Annotated in this window: 18 protein-coding genes; 8 read left to right on the top strand and 10 right to left on the bottom strand. The window is 40.3% G+C overall.

Annotation, left to right across the window (positions count from 1 at the left end):
* Window positions 1–41: 41 nt before the first annotated feature.
* From WKR92_RS00890 to rplT, 6 genes are all read left to right on the top strand, one after another.
* On the top strand, window positions 42–782 hold the full coding sequence (locus WKR92_RS00890; protein ID WP_375555958.1) for a (Fe-S)-binding protein: 741 nt from the start codon (window positions 42–44) through the stop codon (window positions 780–782).
* 21 nt (window positions 783–803) lie between these two features.
* Window positions 804–1,709: a sugar phosphate isomerase/epimerase family protein gene (locus tag WKR92_RS00885; RefSeq protein WP_375555957.1), complete on the top strand. Its 906-nt coding sequence runs from the start codon at window positions 804–806 to the stop codon at window positions 1,707–1,709.
* Window positions 1,710–1,757: 48 nt separating this feature from the next.
* Window positions 1,758–3,683, top strand: coding sequence for a threonine--tRNA ligase (thrS, locus tag WKR92_RS00880; protein WP_375555956.1), 1,926 nt, complete (start codon window positions 1,758–1,760; stop codon window positions 3,681–3,683).
* An 11-nt stretch (window positions 3,684–3,694) separates the two neighbouring features.
* Window positions 3,695–4,264, top strand: coding sequence for a translation initiation factor IF-3 (gene infC, locus WKR92_RS00875; protein ID WP_375555955.1), 570 nt, complete (start codon window positions 3,695–3,697; stop codon window positions 4,262–4,264).
* A gap of 56 nt (window positions 4,265–4,320) precedes the next feature.
* Window positions 4,321–4,521 carry a 50S ribosomal protein L35 gene (rpmI, locus tag WKR92_RS00870; RefSeq protein ID WP_375555954.1) on the top strand — a complete coding sequence of 67 codons (201 nt, stop codon included), beginning with the start codon at window positions 4,321–4,323 and terminating at the stop codon, window positions 4,519–4,521.
* 79 nt (window positions 4,522–4,600) lie between these two features.
* Window positions 4,601–4,945, top strand: coding sequence for a 50S ribosomal protein L20 (gene rplT, locus WKR92_RS00865; protein ID WP_375555953.1), 345 nt, complete (start codon window positions 4,601–4,603; stop codon window positions 4,943–4,945).
* 89 nt (window positions 4,946–5,034) lie between these two features.
* Here the strand turns inward: rplT and WKR92_RS00860 are convergent, their stop codons facing one another.
* The 7 genes from WKR92_RS00860 to WKR92_RS00830 all read right to left on the bottom strand — a co-directional run bounded on the left by WKR92_RS00860 (window position 5,035) and on the right by WKR92_RS00830 (window position 12,256).
* Window positions 5,035–5,889 carry a hydroxymethylglutaryl-CoA lyase-like TIM-barrel protein gene (locus tag WKR92_RS00860; RefSeq protein ID WP_375555952.1) on the bottom strand — a complete coding sequence of 285 codons (855 nt, stop codon included), beginning with the start codon at window positions 5,887–5,889 and terminating at the stop codon, window positions 5,035–5,037.
* A 15-nt stretch (window positions 5,890–5,904) separates the two neighbouring features.
* Window positions 5,905–6,231: a 2Fe-2S iron-sulfur cluster-binding protein gene (locus WKR92_RS00855; RefSeq protein ID WP_375555951.1), complete on the bottom strand. Its 327-nt coding sequence runs from the start codon at window positions 6,229–6,231 to the stop codon at window positions 5,905–5,907.
* Window positions 6,232–6,249: 18 nt separating this feature from the next.
* On the bottom strand, window positions 6,250–7,254 hold the full coding sequence (locus tag WKR92_RS00850) for an NAD(P)/FAD-dependent oxidoreductase (protein ID WP_375555950.1): 1,005 nt from the start codon (window positions 7,252–7,254) through the stop codon (window positions 6,250–6,252).
* Complete coding sequence (locus WKR92_RS00845; RefSeq protein WP_375555949.1) at window positions 7,247–7,693, bottom strand: MarR family winged helix-turn-helix transcriptional regulator; 447 nt, start codon at window positions 7,691–7,693, stop codon at window positions 7,247–7,249. The genes WKR92_RS00850 and WKR92_RS00845 overlap by 8 nt, the downstream gene beginning before the upstream one ends.
* Before the next feature lie 125 nt (window positions 7,694–7,818).
* The gene (gene secDF, locus WKR92_RS00840; RefSeq protein ID WP_375555948.1) at window positions 7,819–10,833 is read right to left on the bottom strand and encodes a protein translocase subunit SecDF; all 3,015 of its coding nucleotides are present in this window, start codon (window positions 10,831–10,833) and stop codon (window positions 7,819–7,821) included.
* 96 nt (window positions 10,834–10,929) lie between these two features.
* The gene (locus WKR92_RS00835) at window positions 10,930–11,424 is read right to left on the bottom strand and encodes a dihydrofolate reductase (protein WP_375555947.1); all 495 of its coding nucleotides are present in this window, start codon (window positions 11,422–11,424) and stop codon (window positions 10,930–10,932) included.
* A 10-nt stretch (window positions 11,425–11,434) separates the two neighbouring features.
* The gene (locus WKR92_RS00830) at window positions 11,435–12,256 is read right to left on the bottom strand and encodes a thymidylate synthase (protein WP_375555946.1); all 822 of its coding nucleotides are present in this window, start codon (window positions 12,254–12,256) and stop codon (window positions 11,435–11,437) included.
* Between the two features lie 91 nt (window positions 12,257–12,347).
* On the opposite strand from WKR92_RS00830, the gene WKR92_RS00825 reads away from it, so the two are divergent.
* Window positions 12,348–12,527 (top strand): DUF6496 domain-containing protein, encoded by a 180-nt coding sequence (locus WKR92_RS00825; protein WP_375555945.1) that lies wholly within the window; start codon window positions 12,348–12,350, stop codon window positions 12,525–12,527.
* Between the two features lie 16 nt (window positions 12,528–12,543).
* The gene (locus tag WKR92_RS00820; RefSeq protein ID WP_375555944.1) at window positions 12,544–13,134 is read left to right on the top strand and encodes a COG3650 family protein; all 591 of its coding nucleotides are present in this window, start codon (window positions 12,544–12,546) and stop codon (window positions 13,132–13,134) included.
* A 14-nt stretch (window positions 13,135–13,148) separates the two neighbouring features.
* Here WKR92_RS00820 and WKR92_RS00815 read toward each other — a convergent pair whose 3' ends face one another.
* The 3 genes from WKR92_RS00815 to WKR92_RS00805 are packed head-to-tail and all read right to left on the bottom strand — an operon-like array spanning window position 13,149 to window position 16,693.
* Window positions 13,149–14,339: a homoserine dehydrogenase gene (locus WKR92_RS00815; RefSeq protein ID WP_375555943.1), complete on the bottom strand. Its 1,191-nt coding sequence runs from the start codon at window positions 14,337–14,339 to the stop codon at window positions 13,149–13,151.
* Entirely contained in the window at window positions 14,340–15,395 is a 1,056-nt protein-coding gene (locus WKR92_RS00810; RefSeq protein WP_375555942.1) for a homoserine O-acetyltransferase family protein, read from the bottom strand.
* Window positions 15,392–16,693 carry an O-acetylhomoserine aminocarboxypropyltransferase/cysteine synthase family protein gene (locus WKR92_RS00805; protein WP_375555941.1) on the bottom strand — a complete coding sequence of 434 codons (1,302 nt, stop codon included), beginning with the start codon at window positions 16,691–16,693 and terminating at the stop codon, window positions 15,392–15,394. Before WKR92_RS00805 ends, WKR92_RS00810 begins: the two co-directional genes overlap by 4 nt.
* Between the last annotated feature and the right edge of the window lie 106 nt (window positions 16,694–16,799).

Here is a 16,799-nt window from a genome sequence, read left to right as displayed (position 1 = left end):
ATTACTATCGGATATTAATTATTATTCTAACTTTGTTTTATATGATTAAAAACAATACAGTCGAGGTTTTCATTCCTTGTTTTATTGATCAGCTATATCCACAAACAGCATTTAATACCATTAAAGTATTAGAAAAGGCTGGTTGTGAAGTCATCTATAATCCCGAGCAAACATGCTGTGGTCAGCCAGCCTACAATGCTGGTTTTTTTGACGAAGCGAAGAAAGTGGGGGCAAAATTTTTAAACGATTTTACTGATGAAAGGACAATTGTTTCTCCCTCGGCATCTTGCACAGGCATGGTTAAGCATGGATATAATGCCTTGTTTACCAATACCGTAGTTCATAATCGATGTCGCAATATCCAAAGCAATATATTTGAACTGTCCGATTTTCTTGTCAACATAATAAAGAAAGATTATTTTGGTGCGGAATTAGAAGGCCGGGCTGTTTATCACGACTCTTGTTCAGGGCTCAGAGATTGTCATATAAAAGAAGAACCAAGACAGCTCTTGTCAAAGGTAGACGGTTTGGAATTAGTCGAGATGAAAGACACAGACGTATGCTGCGGTTTTGGGGGAACTTTTGCAGTTAAGTTCGACTCAATATCCACTGCAATGGCAGAGCAAAAAGTCTATAATGCTTTGGAAATGGATGCGGATTATATTATATCGACAGATGTTTCTTGCTTGCTTCATCTTCAAGCTTATATTGATAAACACAACTTACCCGTTAAAACAATGCACATAGCCGATGTATTGGCGCATGGTTGGGCTAATATTTAATAGTAAAAAATACATATCAACATGGAAAACAATAAAAGAAGAGAGTTTTTAAAACAATTAGGTATCGGAGCATTGGGCTTAACAGTATTGCCTTCATTACCTTTAGACAGCTTTGCTGCGAAGAAGAAAATGTTCTTTAAAATATCTTTAGCGGAATGGTCGTTACATCGTACCATTAATGGTGGAAAGTTAACGAATATGGAGTTCCCTGAGCTTGCGGCAAAGAAATTTGGTATTTACGGTGTGGAGTACGTAAATCAATTTTTTAAAGATAAAGCGGAAGATAAAACGTATTTAACCGAGTTGAACCAACGTGCGAAGGACAATGGGGTAACTAATGTGTTGATTATGATTGACGGAGAAGGAAGTTTAGCAGACATTAACGCTGATGTTAGAAATAAATCGGTTGAAAATCACTACAAATGGGTAGAAGCTGCTGAGTTTTTAGGTTGTAAATCTATTCGTGTTAACGCCGCAGGTAAAGGTACACCTGAACAAATGAAAGATGCAGCTGTAGAAAGTTTAAGTAAACTAAGTACGTTTGCGAAAGATTACAAAATCAATGTCATTGTTGAAAACCATGGTGGCTTGTCATCTGATGGCCAATGGTTAAGCAGCGTACTTGCAGCGGTTGATATGAAAAACTGTGGTTCCTTGCCAGATTTTGGAAACTTCTATGAATATGATCGCTATCAAGGGGTTGCTGACCTGATGCCTTTCGCCAAAGGAGTTAGTGCAAAAACACACGACTTCACGGAAGATGGCTATGAAAGTGGCATTGATTATATGAAGATGATGAAGATGGTGAAGGATGCTCGCTACAAAGGTTGGGTTGGAATTGAGTATGAAGGCGGAAACCTGAGCGAAGAAGAGGGTATTATTAAGAGCAAAAAGCTTCTGGAGATGGTTGGTGAAGCATTAAGTTAATCATTTTTAGTATCTTTGTATATAGAAAATCTAAAATCATATTTGTAAATGATTAAAATAACTCTTCCTGATGGAACTGTAAAAGAGTTTCAGAAGGGAACTACTGCTCATCAAATTGCCCTATCTATATCAGAAGGTTTAGCTCGCAATGTATTAGCTGCAGAAATTAACGGAGAAGTATGGGATTCAAGTAGGCCTATTGAGGCTGACTCGACTGTCAAATTGCTGACTTGGAATGACGATGCGGGAAAATCCACATTTTGGCATTCTTCCGCTCACCTTTTGGCTGAAGCCCTTGAAGCCTTGTATCCCGGAACCAAATTCGGAATCGGACCGTCTATAGAAACTGGGTTTTATTACGATGTGGATTTTGGTGATCGCGAATTCTCTTCCGATGAACTTCCGGCCATTGAGAAGAAGATGATCGAACTAGCGAGAACAAAATCTGAATACCTTCGTGAATCTATTTCGAAAGCTGATGCCGAAAAATACTATATCGAAAAAGCGGATGAGTATAAGCTTGATCTTCTAAGTGGATTAGACGATGGCAATATCACATTCTATAAACAGGGGAATTTCACAGATCTGTGCCGCGGACCACATATTCCTCATACAGGGCTCATTAAAGCTATCAAGTTAACAAATGTAGCTGGGGCTTATTGGCGTGGTGATGAAACGAAAAAGCAGTTGACCCGAATTTATGGTGTGAGTTTTCCTAAGCAAGGCGAGCTGACGGAATACCTGCAGATGATCGAAGAAGCGAAGAAACGTGACCATCGTAAGCTCGGTAAAGAGTTAGAGCTTTTTGCCTTCTCCGAAAAAGTTGGAATGGGATTGCCGATGTGGCTTCCTAAGGGGGCTGCTTTACGCCAGAAATTAATTGATTTCTTGCAAAAGGCACAGATCAAATCGGGTTACGAGCCGGTTGTAACCCCCCATATTGGTCACAAAGACCTATATGTAACCTCAGGTCACTATGAAAAATATGGAGCTGATTCGTTTCAGCCGATTACAACTCCACAAGAAGGAGAGGAATTTCTCTTAAAGCCAATGAACTGTCCGCACCATTGCGAAATCTACAAAACCAAACCTCGTTCTTATAAGGATTTGCCGGTGCGATTTGCTGAATTTGGTACAGTATACCGGTATGAACAGAGCGGAGAGTTACATGGATTAACACGTGTGCGCGGATTTACACAAGATGACGCCCATTTGTTTTGTCGTCCGGATCAGGTGAAGGATGAGTTTAAAAAGGTAATTGATCTTACTTTATACGTTTTTAAGGCTTTAGGCTTTGACGATTATACGGCACAAATCTCGTTGAGAGATCCTGACAATAAAGAAAAGTATATCGGATCTGATGATAATTGGAAGTTAGCAGAACAGGCGATCATCGAGGCCACTGCTGAACGTGGAATGAAAACAGTTGTAGAAACGGGAGAGGCTGCTTTCTATGGTCCCAAGTTGGATTTCATGGTTAAAGATGCCTTGGGTAGGAAATGGCAGCTTGGAACCATTCAAGTTGACTATAACCTTCCTGAGCGTTTTGAACTGGAGTACACAGGTAGTGATAACACGAAACACCGACCTGTCATGATTCATAGAGCACCCTTCGGCTCCCTCGAACGTTTTGTGGCTGTTTTGATTGAGCACTGTGGTGGAAACTTTCCGTTATGGCTTGCACCTGAGCAGTTTATAATTCTTCCTGTGTCGGAAAAATACGAAGAATATGCAAAAAAACTTTTAGAATCTATCAATAATTCCGATATTTGCGGCTTAATTGACTTGCGAGATGAAAAGGTAGGACGAAAAATTCGTGATGCTGAAATCAAAAAGATCCCTTATATGTTAGTAATAGGAGAGAAGGAAGTTGAAAGTGGACAGATTTCAGTAAGAAAACATGGAGTAGGTGATATAGGAACAATGAGTGTAGAGGCATTTAGCGAACAATTAACAAAAGAAATAACCGTTTAAAATTAAAAAATTTGGCATTAAAAAGACCAGGATCTAGGGGCCCTAGGCCACCTTTTAAAAAGAAAGAACCCGATCATAGAATTAATAACCACATAAGAGCTACAGAAGTTCGGTTGGTTGGAGACAACGTGGAGCAAGGAATATATCCAACTCGACAAGCTATTGCAATGGCTGATGAGCAGGATCTTGACTTGGTTGAGATTTCTCCGAATGCCAATCCTCCTGTTTGTAAGATTATTGACTACAGTAAATTCGTTTACGAGCAGAAGAAGAAGCTTAAGGAGATTAAAGCCAATGCAAAACAAACGGTAATCAAAGAAATTCGCTTCGGGCCAAATACAAATGATCACGATTTTGAATTTAAATTAAAACACGCTCAAAAGTTCTTAGAGTCAGGCGAGAAAGTACGAGCCTATGTACACTTCAAAGGTCGTGCGATTGTCTATAAGGAGCAAGGTGAAATCTTGCTGTTGCGTTTTGCTCAAGCGCTTGAAGATTATGGAAAAGTAGAACTTCTTCCGAAATTGGAGGGTAAGCGAATGTTTATCACCGTTGCACCCAAAGGAGCAGCAAAAAAATAAAAACCTTCTTTCTGAAGGATGAAAGATAAAAATAGATAGATAAAATAAATAGAATTATGCCAAAGATGAAAACCACTTCCAGTGCTAAAAAGCGTTTTAAGCTTACTGGAAAAGGTAAAATTGCAAGAAAAAATGCATTCATGAGTCACATCTTAACCAAGAAGTCGACTAAACGCAAGCGTAACCTTCGTCAAACCAGCTTGGTTGCTGATGGCGATATGGGGAACGTAAAGCGTATGCTAACAATAGGAAAATAATAACAGAAATCAATAACCAGGTATCGGGTTGTAAGTACGTTGGAAAACACGTCGCCTATTACCAAAAAACAAATTAATTATGCCACGTTCGGTTAACGCAGTAGCTTCTAGAAGAAGAAGAAAAAAGATCTTAAAATTAGCCAAAGGCTATTATGGATCTAGAGGTAAGGTTTATACCATTGCCAAAAATACATTAGAAAAAGGTTTACAATACGCATATCGCGATCGTAAAACCAAAAAGAGAGAATTCAGAGCATTATGGATTCAGCGTATCAATGCTGGTGCTCGTCAACATGGAATTTCATATTCTCAGTTGATGGGTAAATTGTCAAAAAATAATGTTGGCTTAAATCGTAAGGTTTTAGCTGATTTGGCAATGAACCAACCAGAGGCCTTTAAAGCAGTTGTAGACGCAGTAAAATAAATTGAATCCAATCTATCTATTTTAAAAAAAGGAGGCATGTACATGTCTCCTTTTTTTGTTTACTTAGTTTTCCTTTCAGAGTTGCGGTCTCAATTAGCGAATACCTTGTTGCTATAATTAAGCGCTTCCTTCCATGCATTCATGTCAATAACATCATGAGAGGTTTTCGTAGCTTCTAAGGCAGTCAAAAGCGTTTCAGTGGCTAGGTTTCCTGTGAGGTCATCGCTCGCCATAGGGCAGCCTCCAAAGCCTCGTAGCGCAGAATCTATCTGATCGCATCCCACTGCAATCGCAGCTTTAGCTTTTTCATATGCTGTATCCGGTGTACTGTGAAGGTGAATACCCCAATTGCACTGCGGGAATTCTGTTTTTAGATGGGGATAAAGATCGTTTATTTTCTCAACGCTGGCGATCCCAACCGTGTCAGCCAACACAAACTCTTTGATACCCAAACTTACAAGTTGATTCGTATAGTTTAAAATTACCTCTACATCCCATTCATCTCCATAAGGGTTTCCAAATCCCATGGATAAATAAACTAATGGTATTTTGCTTTTTTGATGACAGAGCTCACTAATTTCCTCAACACGCAGGAGAGATTCAGTGATCGTGCTGTTCGTGTTTTTTAGCTGAAACGTTTCTGAAACAGAGAAAGGAAAACCCAATACAGATATTTCATCAAAATCGACGGCATCTTTCGCACCTCTTAAGTTGGCAATAATAGCCAAGAGCGAGGAGTTGGTATTGCTAAGATCCAATTTCCCGACCAAATCGGCCGTGTCACTCATTTGCGGCATCGCTTTATGAGAAACAAAGCTTCCAAAGTCGATTCTACTGAATCCCACTCTCAGCAACAGATTAATATATGTTGCTTTGATGTCTGTAGGGATAAAATCTTTTATTCCCTGCATAGCATCCCGTGGACATTCAGTGATTTTAACCATTATTCCATGATTCAATTATTCAGCTCCGATAATTTTAATTTTCATCCCGTCAAGCGCAGGTGAAACTCGCAATTGACATGAGAGACGGCTATTGTATTCGGCATTATGCAGCGTATCGAGCATATCGGCTTCATCATCATTGGGTGAGGGCAAATCGAAGTCATCTTGTACTTGAATGTGGCAGGTAGCACATAGAGCCATCCCTCCACACGTGGCAAGAATATCATACTCGGAGGCTTTAAGCGCTTCCATTAAACTCAAACTTATATCCGTAGGGAGTTCAAGGTCACGAACTGTACCTTCCTGATCTTCTACGGTGATTGTAATTATATTGTCCTGCATTTTCTAACAACAATGATACTAGAATTCGTTAATTCCGTTAACTGTGGTATATTTAAAACTTAGTTTTTGATCGGGGAAAACATATTTAAATGCACTCTGTGCCATAAGCGCAGCTTCGTGATATCCGCATAAAATTAATTTTAGCTTACCCGGGTATGTATTGATATCACCGATAGCAAATATGCCGTCAACGTTCGTGCTATAATCAAATGTGTTTACCTCTATCGCAGACTTATCTATATTTAACCCCCAATCAGCGATCGGACCAAGCTTTGGACTCAAGCCAAATAATGGGATTAATGAGTCAGCTTCTATGAAGCTTTCTACTTTGCTTTTGTCTGTGACACCAATTTTGCTAATTCTACCATTGCCGTGTACTGAGCTTAAATTACTCTGCAATAGCAATCTGATCCGTCCTTCATTCGCTAAGTTGAATACCTTCTGTGCCGAGTCCGGTGCTCCTCTAAAGCTATCACTGCGGTGAATCAATGTTACTTCCTTGGCTATATCCGCCAAGAAGATCGTCCAGTCCAGTGCAGAGTCTCCGCCACCCGCCAAGACCACACGTTGATCTCTAAAACTTTCTGGGTTTTTCACCATGTAGCTTACGCCTTTACCTTCGAAGTTTTCTAAGCCTTGGACAGCTGGTTTTCTTGGTTCAAACGATCCTAAACCCGCCGCAATCACAATAACCTTTGATCGTATTTTGGTGCCTTCATTACTGATAAGCTCAAAAGATCCGTCTTCAAGTTTATTGACTGTTTCAACCCGTTCGCCCAATGTAAAAGTAGGGTGGAAGGGCTCAATTTGTTTTAGCTGATTATCAATTAGCTCCTGAGCCTTCACTGTGGGGTAGCCAGGGATATCATAAATCGGCTTATGAGGATATATCTCTGACAGTTGCCCTCCAATCTGGGGAAGCGCGTCAATTAAATGACAACGCATTTTCAATAGACCAGCTTCAAAAACAGCAAATAGTCCAACGGGCCCAGCCCCAATGATGCAGATATCCGTATTAATCATTATCGTTTAGTTCTAAATTTTTATAAATAGTATTTAATATACGCTGTAAGTGCTTAAAGTCGCTCTCCTCCAAATTTTCCCAAGCTTTCATTCTAATATCCTTTACGTACGGGGTCATTTCTTTAACCTTGGTTCTACCTTTATCAGTTAATCTCACAATAAAAGAACGCCTATCTTGCTCATGCATTACTCGGCTTACAAACTCCTTCTTTACCAGTAAGTCAAGAATCCTAGTTAATGTTGGCTGATCTTTTCCACAAAGTTTAGCTAATTCTTTTTGTGTAATGTTATCAGACTCATTCAGGTTCTTCAAAACAATCCATTGATCAACCGTCACACCATAGTTTCCTTGATTAAATTGGAGTTGTGCGTATTGTTTGACACGTCTTGCCGTACAGTCCAATAATAATGAGTAACGATTAAAAGCTTCTTCTTGCATGCCAATAATTAGTGTGACAAATATAATTGTTTTTCACTAAACTCCCTATTTCTTGCAAAAAAAATAAGAAAAGAGGATAGTGATTAGCTATCCTCTTTTCTTATTTAATATTAAAAAATGTTCGCTTATGCTTTAGCTACTTTTTGTTTTGATGGAATAGACTTTGTTTCTGTCCCTTCCGCTTCGTTTGTCAAATCTAGTACTAATGGCGCTGCAACAAAGATAGAAGAATAGGTACCTAAGATGATACCGATTAAGATGGCAAATGAGAATGCTCGAATTACTTCACCACCAAATACGAATAGAACTGCCATTACAAATATTACAGTTAGGGATGTAATAATCGTTCTGCTTAGCGTACTATTAATCGCTTTATTAATAATTTCTGCGTGTGGCTTTTTCTGATTTGCCGGAATGCCTAAATACTCACGAAGTCTGTCGAATACAACTACTGTATCGTTGATTGAATAACCGATCACCGTAAGCATCGCTGCAATGAAGTGCTGGTTCATGTCCAATGCAAAAGGCAAAAGACCGTCGAAAACTGAGAAGATACCCAATAATAAAATAGCATCATGAGCAGTGGAAATTGCAGAACTCATGCTATACTGCCATTTTCGGAAACGTAATAAGATATAAAGTCCGATACCGATAATAGCAAATATAGACGCATAAACCGCTGAAGTCTTGATGTCATTTGCAATTGTTGGTCCAACCTTTTGAGAACTCACGATCTCATGGGAATTTCCATCTAATTGATTCAGTCCACCCTCTAGCTTAGTTAATACCTCTGCATCCGCTTCGTCATTTGTCTCGCCAATCAGGTAACCCGTGGTAATCCGCAAATGATTAGCATCACCAAATGTTTTAACCTCTGTATCCTCTCCGAATGCGGTATTCAAGTTCGAGCGAACTTCTTCGAGGTTCACTGCTTCAGTAAATTCTACTACATAGGTTCGTCCACCTTTAAAGTCGACCCCCAAGTTGAAGCCTTTAGTAAAGATAAACACGAGGCTTATTATAACAGCAATAAGAGAAATGATATAGTATTTTTTTCTGTTCTTAATAAATTGAAAATTTGCATCTACCAAGGTATTAGCGCTCCATTTGTTTGAAACGGTAATCTTCCAGTCTTTCTCCAACATCCATTCAAATATAATTCTGGATATGAAAATCGACGTAAATAGTGATGTTATAATACCGATCATCAAGGTAGTCGCAAAGCCAGCAATAGGGCCCGTTCCGAATATAAAGAGGATTACACCAACCAAGAAGGTCGTAATCTGTGAGTCAAGAATGGATGGCATTGCATGTTTATAACCATCCGCAATAGATTGGCGAATCGACTTGCCCAGCCTCATTTCTTCACGGATCCGTTCATAGATCAGCACGTTGGCATCGACGGCCGTACCCATAGTCAGTACGATACCCGCAATTCCCGGTAGGGTCAATACTGCTCCGATAGAGGCTAATATCCCCATAATAAAGAAAACGTTCACTAGTACAGCGATATTAGCTACCCATCCAGCGCGATTGTAATACACAACCATGAATACTAATACCACAATCAATCCGATAACCGATGAGTTGATACCTGCATCAATAGCTGCTTGACCAAGCGTTGGCCCTATAACCGCTTCTTCGACTATTTTTGCAGGTGCTGGCAGACGACCAGCCTTCAATACGTTTGCTAAATCCTGTGTATCTTCAATTTGGAAATTTCCTGAAATCGAAGAGTTCCCACCGGCAATTTCATCTTGAACCGTAGGAGCGGAGTAAACTACATCATCAAGGACAATCGCAATCGATTTCTTATTATTCGGATCAGCCGAAGCCGCTGCAGTGATTCTTCTCCATTCGCGTGCACCTTCCGTATTCATAGTCATGGTAACCTGTGGGTTCCCATTGATGTCAAAATCAGCACGAGCATCTGCGATAACACTCCCGGCTAAAGCAGCCTCGCCATCCGATGTCGACGGCTTCAGTGCGTATAGTTCCAACCTTCTATCTTCTTTACTGATTGGTTTTACAGCCCATGCTAGCTTAACATTTGCAGGGATGATTGATTGAATGACGGAATCTCTTAAGATGTCATTAACCTTTGCAGTGTCTTTTAACTCAACATAGCCGATAACCGGTCCGGGTCTCAACATAGGCTGCTGATTTTGACCAATAACGATCGACGGCTGCATAATGTTGAACAAAGGGTTGTTTTGAGCCGCAAGCTGTGCATCCGCACTGTCTTGCGTCACAGAGTCAGTTTGCCCACCAGTAATAGCAGCAAGTTCTCCTAGGTCAGCCTCTTCTTCAGTAGTGTCTGCTTCTAAGTCAGCTAGAGCTGTTTCCTCCGAAGGCTTTTTACTTTTTAATGTTGCTGCCAGTGTCTGATTAACGTTTTCCAGCAAAGGGTAGATTTCTAAATTATCGTAGGTTTCCCAGAACTCCAATTTAGCCGATCCTTGAAGAAGGCTACGAACACGCTCTTCATCCGTCACACCAGGCAATTCAATTAAGATACGGTTGGTGCCTTGTTGCTTTTGAATATTTGGTGAAGCAACTCCGAACTTATCGATACGTGTACGAAGAATGTTGTATGAGCGATCAATCGCACTCTCACTCTGCGTTCTCAAGAAGCCTAGCACCTCTGAGTCGCTCGACTGAGCATTGATCGAACCTACATTTTCTTTAGTTGCAAAAAATGAAGCGAATGATGTATTCGGACTTAGTTGTTTAAGTTCTTCACCAAAAAGAGTTACATAGTCTGTTTGTGATTGTTTACTACGTTCAGTCGCGTTTCTTAATGCTTGGTGAAAATTTTCATCTTCGGTGTTTCCCGCTAAATTTAAAATAAGCTCCTCCAAGGAAATCTCCATGGTCACGTTCATGCCGCCTCGTAAATCAAGACCCAAAGCTATTTCACGTTCCTTAGCTTCCTGATAGGTGTACTTCGCGAAGCCTAGATTGTAAACTGGCTCGTTAGCCATCGAATCCAGGTAAGCTCTTTCTCTCTCCTGATCACCTTGTGCGTAAGCTGCTGCATCATTTTCTACACTTCGCGTAACGAAAGTAAATGATATCGAGTACAGGCACGCAAGCGTTACCACAACGATGAAAAACTTAATAATACCTTTCCCTTGCATTGTTTTTATTTGTAAAGTTTATTTCTAATTGTAATTAGTTTTGTTAAGTCGGCAAATCTATGAAAATTTTGAGTAATGATGACGTTTATTTTCTCATTATGAAATTTTCTTCTTCCGATCGTACGTCATAAAGTTATAATCGTATGGATTTTTTTCATCCGCTTCATGAAATGCCTCGGACGTCAGTTGCCAAATATCCTTTAGTATAGGCGGAAAAAAAGCATCTGCTTCAAACTCACCGTATATAAGGGTGATGTAAATTCGATCGCATAGCGCCATCGCTTGACTATATATCTCGGCTCCGCCTGCAATGAAGTTTTCTTCATTGGGGTCGCAAAGGTTGAGTGCTTCCTCCAAGGAGTGGCAAACCTCTATACCCTCTGCGGAATAGTCCTTTCTACGTGTTATGACAATATTTCGCCTGTTTGGTAAGGGCTTGCCGACTGACTCATAGGTTTTTCTACCCATAATGATGGCATGGCCACTTGTTTTGTTTTTGAAGTATTTTAGATCTGCCGGCATATGCCATAGTAATTCATTGTTTTTTCCGATGGCATTATTTTGGGCCGCAGCTACAATTATCGATGTCATGATATAGTATTTAGACAGCTACCGGAGCTTTAATATGAGGGTGAAACTGATAGTCCACTAATTCAAAATCCTCAAATTTAAATTCAAAAATATCGTTCACAGCCGGATTTATTTTCATTTTCGGTAACGGATAGGGTGTTCGTTGCAATTGCAGTTCAGTCTGTTCCATATGATTGCTATATAGATGCGCATCGCCCAAGGTATGTACAAAGTCAGCCGCCTCCATATCACAAACCTGTGCTACCATCATCGTTAATAATGCATAGGATGCAATATTAAATGGAACCCCTAAGAAAATATCGGCACTCCGTTGGTACAGTTGACAGGATAATTGCGGTTTGTCTTGTCCTTTTGTTGGGTCGGGCGGAGCTACATAAAACTGAAAAAAAGCATGGCAGGGAGGCAGCGCCATTTTGCTGATTTCAGACACATTCCAGGCAGACACAATAATACGCCTAGAATCGGGATTCGACTTTAACTGTTGGATAACCTGACTGATTTGATCAATGCTTCCTCCATTTGGTGTAGGCCAGGAACGCCATTGAGCACCGTATACCGGTCCCAAGTTTCCATTTTCGTCCGCCCACTCGTTCCAAATACTTACTTTATTGTCTTTCAGGTATTTAATATTTGTGTCACCTTGCAGAAACCATATTAGTTCATGGATGATAGATCTGAGGTGAAGTCTTTTGGTGGTAACCAACGGAAAGCCTTCTTTGAGATTAAAGCGCATTTGGTGTCCAAAGATACTTTTTGTCCCGGTTCCCGTACGATCTAGCTTATCAGCGCCGCTATCATAGACCTTACGCATTAAGTCAAGGTATTGTTGCATTTTAATCGGTAAATTTAGTTTGTAAATGTAAGAATAAATAAACATTATAGCCACGTTTGATGTTAAATCCTTAACTTAAAAGGAAGAAACCATGGCAAAATATTCTAAAAAAGCAAGCAAAAAAGTAGAAGAAGCTATGCATGAGATGAAAGAAGGTGAATTAAAAACCGGAAGCGGAAAGAAAGTTACATCTAAAAAGCAGGCCATCGCTATCGGACTTTCCGAGGCGCGTGAAGAGGGAGCCAAGGTGCCAAAGAAAAAAAAGAAATAGACATTTAGTATAAACAATGAAAAACCTGACAACACTTAGCTACATACTACTCTTATTAATTACATCTTGCCAACAATCTAATGAGTCTGAAAAAGACAATAGGGGAAGTCAGTCCCACACAAATACAGATAGCGTAACAATTAGCGATGCGTTCGATAAGCTTCGTTATAATGAAGAAGATACTGCGCAGATATCCAGTTGGTTGGCTAGCTCAATCTTAAAAGAAGATTTAAGCTTTTTGAAAAGCGATCAACGGCGTTATCAATTAGATGCATACGACCTGAATAAAGATGGGAATATGGAATATTTTATCGGGTTTTCCAATGATTATTTTTGTGGGTCTGGTGGTTGTACTTATTACCTTGTTAATCATACGGGAGAGGTTCTTTCTTTATTTTCGGTAAGCCGCGCGCCATTTTACGTGTTACCATCCACAACCAATGGATGGTATGATTTGGTGATCAACTCTAATAGCGGTATGAGGAAGCTTACGTTTGATGGTAAGTCTTATCCAGCAAACCCATCCATTCTTCCCGCATTTGACGACAGCATACAGCAGGCAGATACAACAGTTATTTTGAAAGACCCTAAGAGCTATACGTTCTAAGGGTCTTCTATATGTTAAGGTTTTTCGATTACATAGACATCGTCTCCTCTCAATAAATCGCGATTATCAAGGAGGTTGCGAAGATTTATTGTACCAATGATATACTTAAAGTCTTCTGAAGCATAACGCTCATGCACCTCTTGGAAACCCAATTTCTCAATCAGGTTCTCGTCTTTATAACGGAGATAAACCTTCAGGTTCCAGTTTACGCTATAAATCTCATCATCCGAAGGAGTTTTCGTTAAATGCTTTTTGTATTCATAACGATAGTCATAGCGAAGTGCTGCAATGTCAGATAAAACCGCGGAGCCAGTAGGGTGTCCGCCAGCCCCTTTTCCGTAAAAGAACTGTTGGTCAGCGAATGCAGCTTGTACCAATACACCGTTATACTCGTTCTCAACCTGATAGAGAATGTTTTCAGAATCCACCAATTTAGGCATAACATAAAGAATAACCTGATGGTCATTGATCTTTCGTGCAGTTGGTACTAGTTTGACTCTTAGGTTTTTCTCCTTTGCAAAGCGAATGTCTGCTTCAGTTAGACCGTCAATGCCAATATTTAATATTTTGTCCGGATCTATGAATAAGCCATATGCGTGAGACGCTACAATGCTCAATTTGAATTTGGCATCAAACCCGCCGACGTCGAGTGTCGGATCAGTCTCTGCGAAACCCAAGTCCTGCGCTTGTTTTAGCGCTACCTCATACGACAAGTCCTCATTAAATATTTTCGAGAGAATGTAATTTGACGAACCATTAAATATGCCGCTAACCGAGTGCAACAGTTCATTGTCATAATACTCTTCTAGATTACGGATAATAGGGATACTTCCACATACCGCGCCTTCATATAGAAGTGATGTTCCAAACTCCTGTTGTATGGCTACGAGTTCCTCTAAATGATTAGCTATCATTTTTTTATTCGCAGATACAACGTTTTTTCCATTTCGTAAAGCCTTGGATACGATGTCGTAAGCTACCTCTGCATCGTCAATTAGTTCAATGACCGTGTCAATTTCCGGATCTTCCAAAATTTCATTAGGGTCGGTATGAAAGAGTTCGGCCGGCAAACTTCTTTTTTTCTCGGGATGCTTGATTACGAATTTTTTTACCTCAATATTAAGTCGCTTCGTCTTTATGATATCGTATAATCCTTGTCCTACTACTCCAAACCCGAAGATGCCTAGTCGTAATTTTTTTTCCATTTAAATGTGAATCGTTGCTGAGTGTTTTGATGTAATATAATTTTTCCTAATAAACTTCTCTATAATCTGCGTCAGTGTTTTGGTCTCAATCAAGAATCCGTCATGCCCATAAAAGGAGTCAATTTCCGCGTATTCTGCTGAGGGTACATTGTTTGCAATAAACTTCTGCTCTTCCGGTGGGAAGAGTACATCTGTTCGGATGCCAATAACCAAGGTCTTGGCCTTAATCAGCTGAAGTGCTTCAATAATTCCTTTACGCCCTCTACCCACATTGTGAGCATCCATCGCCTTACTCAAAAACCAATAGCTATATGCATTAAAGCGCTTTACCAGCTTTTCTCCTTGGTAGTTTTGGTACGATGAAGCACGGTAATCATCCACACGTTCATTATCCGCTTCCATCTGCGTCAATCCATAAGTTTCGTACGTACGGTAGGATAGGAGTGCTATTGATCGCGCTGTTTTTAACCCTTTAGCTCCTCCATTAGGCTTATTCGCATAAAATGTGCGGTCGCTTTCTATAGCCAGTCGCTGACTCTCATTAAATGCGATTCCCCATGGCGAATGCTGTGCATTCGTAGCAAGAAGGATCAACTTTTCAATCCGTTCCGGCTGTAAAATAGACCACTCCAGAGCCTGATGACCGCCAAGGGAACCACCTATTAGTAATGATACCTTATCGATCTTCAAATGGTCGGCCAACAATTCGTGTGCTCTGGCAAGATCACGTGTTGAAAATTGAGGAAACGATAGATAATAGGGTTGATTTGTTTTTGGATTGATACTTAGCGGATTTGTCGTCCCGTAAGGAGAGCCAATGATATTCGCGCAGATCACAAAATCTTTTTCAGGATTAAAATAATCCTTGTCGCCAAATAAGCCTGGCCACCACTCAAATACATTAGCGTTGGCAGTCAGCGCATGACATACCCACACAATATTGTCCTTTTGAGCATTCAGAGTACCGAAAGTAGTATAAGCGATCTCCAAATTCGGAAGTCGCTTACCACTCTCTAGTTTAAAGGTTTTTTTATATTGAAATTTGTGTGTCTTCATATTTTTGAAAATGCACCTTCAAAGTCGGCTTTGATGTCGTCAATATGTTCTATTCCAACAGAAACACGAAGGGAGTTTGGTTTAACGCCTGCAGCCAATTGCGCTTCATCGCTCAATTGTTGATGCGTTGTTGCCGAAGGCTGAATAATCAAGGTTTTCGTGTCCCCAACGTTAGCCAAATGGCTGGTAAGTTCTAGATTATCGATAAATGCAGTCGCTTTCTCTTTTCCACCCTTAATCTCGAAGCTCAACACCGATCCAAATCCGTTTTTAAGATATTTTTTAGCATTAGCATACGACGGATGACTTGATAAACCGGGATAACTAACTGCCTCAACCTGCGGATGCTCCTCCAACCATTTTGCTAAAGCTAACGCATTATCCACATGTCTTTGAACACGAAGTGACAGGGTTTCTAGGCCTTGAATAAATAAGAAAGAGTTGAAAGGCGACAAGGCCGTCCCTAAGTCGCGCAAACCTTCTACACGCGCTCTTATGATAAATTGAATGTTACCTAAGCTGCTATCTACTCCAAATACATCACTGAATACCAAACCGTGATAACCTTCCGAAGGCTCGCTGAACTGCTTAAATTTGCCATTTCCCCAATTGTAATTCCCTCCATCAACGATAACACCACCGATACTACTACCTTGTCCACCTATCCATTTCGTAGCAGCATGTACAACTACATTTGCTCCATGCTCAAGAGGTCGGAAGAGGTACCCGCCAGCCCCAAAGGTATTGTCTACGATTAATGGTAGATCATGTTTTTTTGCTATTTCCGCTATTTTTTCAAAATCAGGAATGTTAAAACTAGGATTACCAATAGTTTCGATGAAAATAGCTTTCGTTTTTTCATTTATTTGATTCTCAAAGCTCTCTGGAGCGTCGTTTTCTGCAAAACGTGCCTCAATACCCAGACGCTTAAACGTAACCTTAAACTGATTATAAGTTCCGCCATAAAGATTAGGGCTGCTGACAAAATTTTCACCGCTTTCGACGATATTCGTAATCGCGATAAGCTGTGCTGCCATTCCAGATGAAACTGCTAGAGCCGCTACGCCTCCTTCCAACGCCGCAATACGTTTTTCGAATACGTCGCTGGTCGGGTTCATGATGCGTGTGTATATATTTCCGAATTCCTTTAAAGCGAAAAGGTTAGCGCCATGTTCCGCACTGTCAAATACAAAAGACGTTGTTTGGTAAATAGGAACCGCCCGCGCTCCGGTAGTTGGATCTGCTTCCTGTCCTGCATGCACTTGTAAAGTTTCGAATTTCAATGAATTTGTTGCCATGATGGTATAATAATTTTACTAAATAATGTTAAAAAATTGATGATAAGATTGTTTTGTGTCTGATTATTCCATATGGTAGAATATATAGAATAGCGCCCCTTAGAGC

Origin of the sequence: Albibacterium profundi, from assembly GCF_042159835.1 — a bacterium.
GTDB classification, from domain to species: Bacteria; Bacteroidota; Bacteroidia; order Sphingobacteriales; family Sphingobacteriaceae; genus Albibacterium; species Albibacterium profundi.
The sequence above is the reverse complement of the archived record's forward strand: the minus strand, read 5'-3'. Positions and strand labels throughout refer to the sequence as shown.

Coding starts and splice junctions, on each gene's coding strand:
- WKR92_RS00890 (WP_375555958.1), top strand. CDS start 42: ATGATTAAAAACAATACAGTCGAGGTTTTCATTCCTTGTTTTATTGAT.
- WKR92_RS00885 (WP_375555957.1), top strand. CDS start 804: ATGGAAAACAATAAAAGAAGAGAGTTTTTAAAACAATTAGGTATCGGA.
- thrS (WP_375555956.1), top strand. CDS start 1,758: ATGATTAAAATAACTCTTCCTGATGGAACTGTAAAAGAGTTTCAGAAG.
- rpmI (WP_375555954.1), top strand. CDS start 4,321: ATGCCAAAGATGAAAACCACTTCCAGTGCTAAAAAGCGTTTTAAGCTT.
- rplT (WP_375555953.1), top strand. CDS start 4,601: ATGCCACGTTCGGTTAACGCAGTAGCTTCTAGAAGAAGAAGAAAAAAG.
- WKR92_RS00860 (WP_375555952.1), bottom strand. CDS start 5,889: ATGGTTAAAATCACTGAATGTCCACGGGATGCTATGCAGGGAATAAAA.
- WKR92_RS00855 (WP_375555951.1), bottom strand. CDS start 6,231: ATGCAGGACAATATAATTACAATCACCGTAGAAGATCAGGAAGGTACA.
- WKR92_RS00850 (WP_375555950.1), bottom strand. CDS start 7,254: ATGATTAATACGGATATCTGCATCATTGGGGCTGGGCCCGTTGGACTA.
- WKR92_RS00845 (WP_375555949.1), bottom strand. CDS start 7,693: ATGCAAGAAGAAGCTTTTAATCGTTACTCATTATTATTGGACTGTACG.
- secDF (WP_375555948.1), bottom strand. CDS start 10,833: ATGCAAGGGAAAGGTATTATTAAGTTTTTCATCGTTGTGGTAACGCTT.
- WKR92_RS00835 (WP_375555947.1), bottom strand. CDS start 11,424: ATGACATCGATAATTGTAGCTGCGGCCCAAAATAATGCCATCGGAAAA.
- WKR92_RS00830 (WP_375555946.1), bottom strand. CDS start 12,256: ATGCAACAATACCTTGACTTAATGCGTAAGGTCTATGATAGCGGCGCT.
- WKR92_RS00825 (WP_375555945.1), top strand. CDS start 12,348: ATGGCAAAATATTCTAAAAAAGCAAGCAAAAAAGTAGAAGAAGCTATG.
- WKR92_RS00820 (WP_375555944.1), top strand. CDS start 12,544: ATGAAAAACCTGACAACACTTAGCTACATACTACTCTTATTAATTACA.
- WKR92_RS00815 (WP_375555943.1), bottom strand. CDS start 14,339: ATGGAAAAAAAATTACGACTAGGCATCTTCGGGTTTGGAGTAGTAGGA.
- WKR92_RS00810 (WP_375555942.1), bottom strand. CDS start 15,395: ATGAAGACACACAAATTTCAATATAAAAAAACCTTTAAACTAGAGAGT.
- WKR92_RS00805 (WP_375555941.1), bottom strand. CDS start 16,693: ATGGCAACAAATTCATTGAAATTCGAAACTTTACAAGTGCATGCAGGA.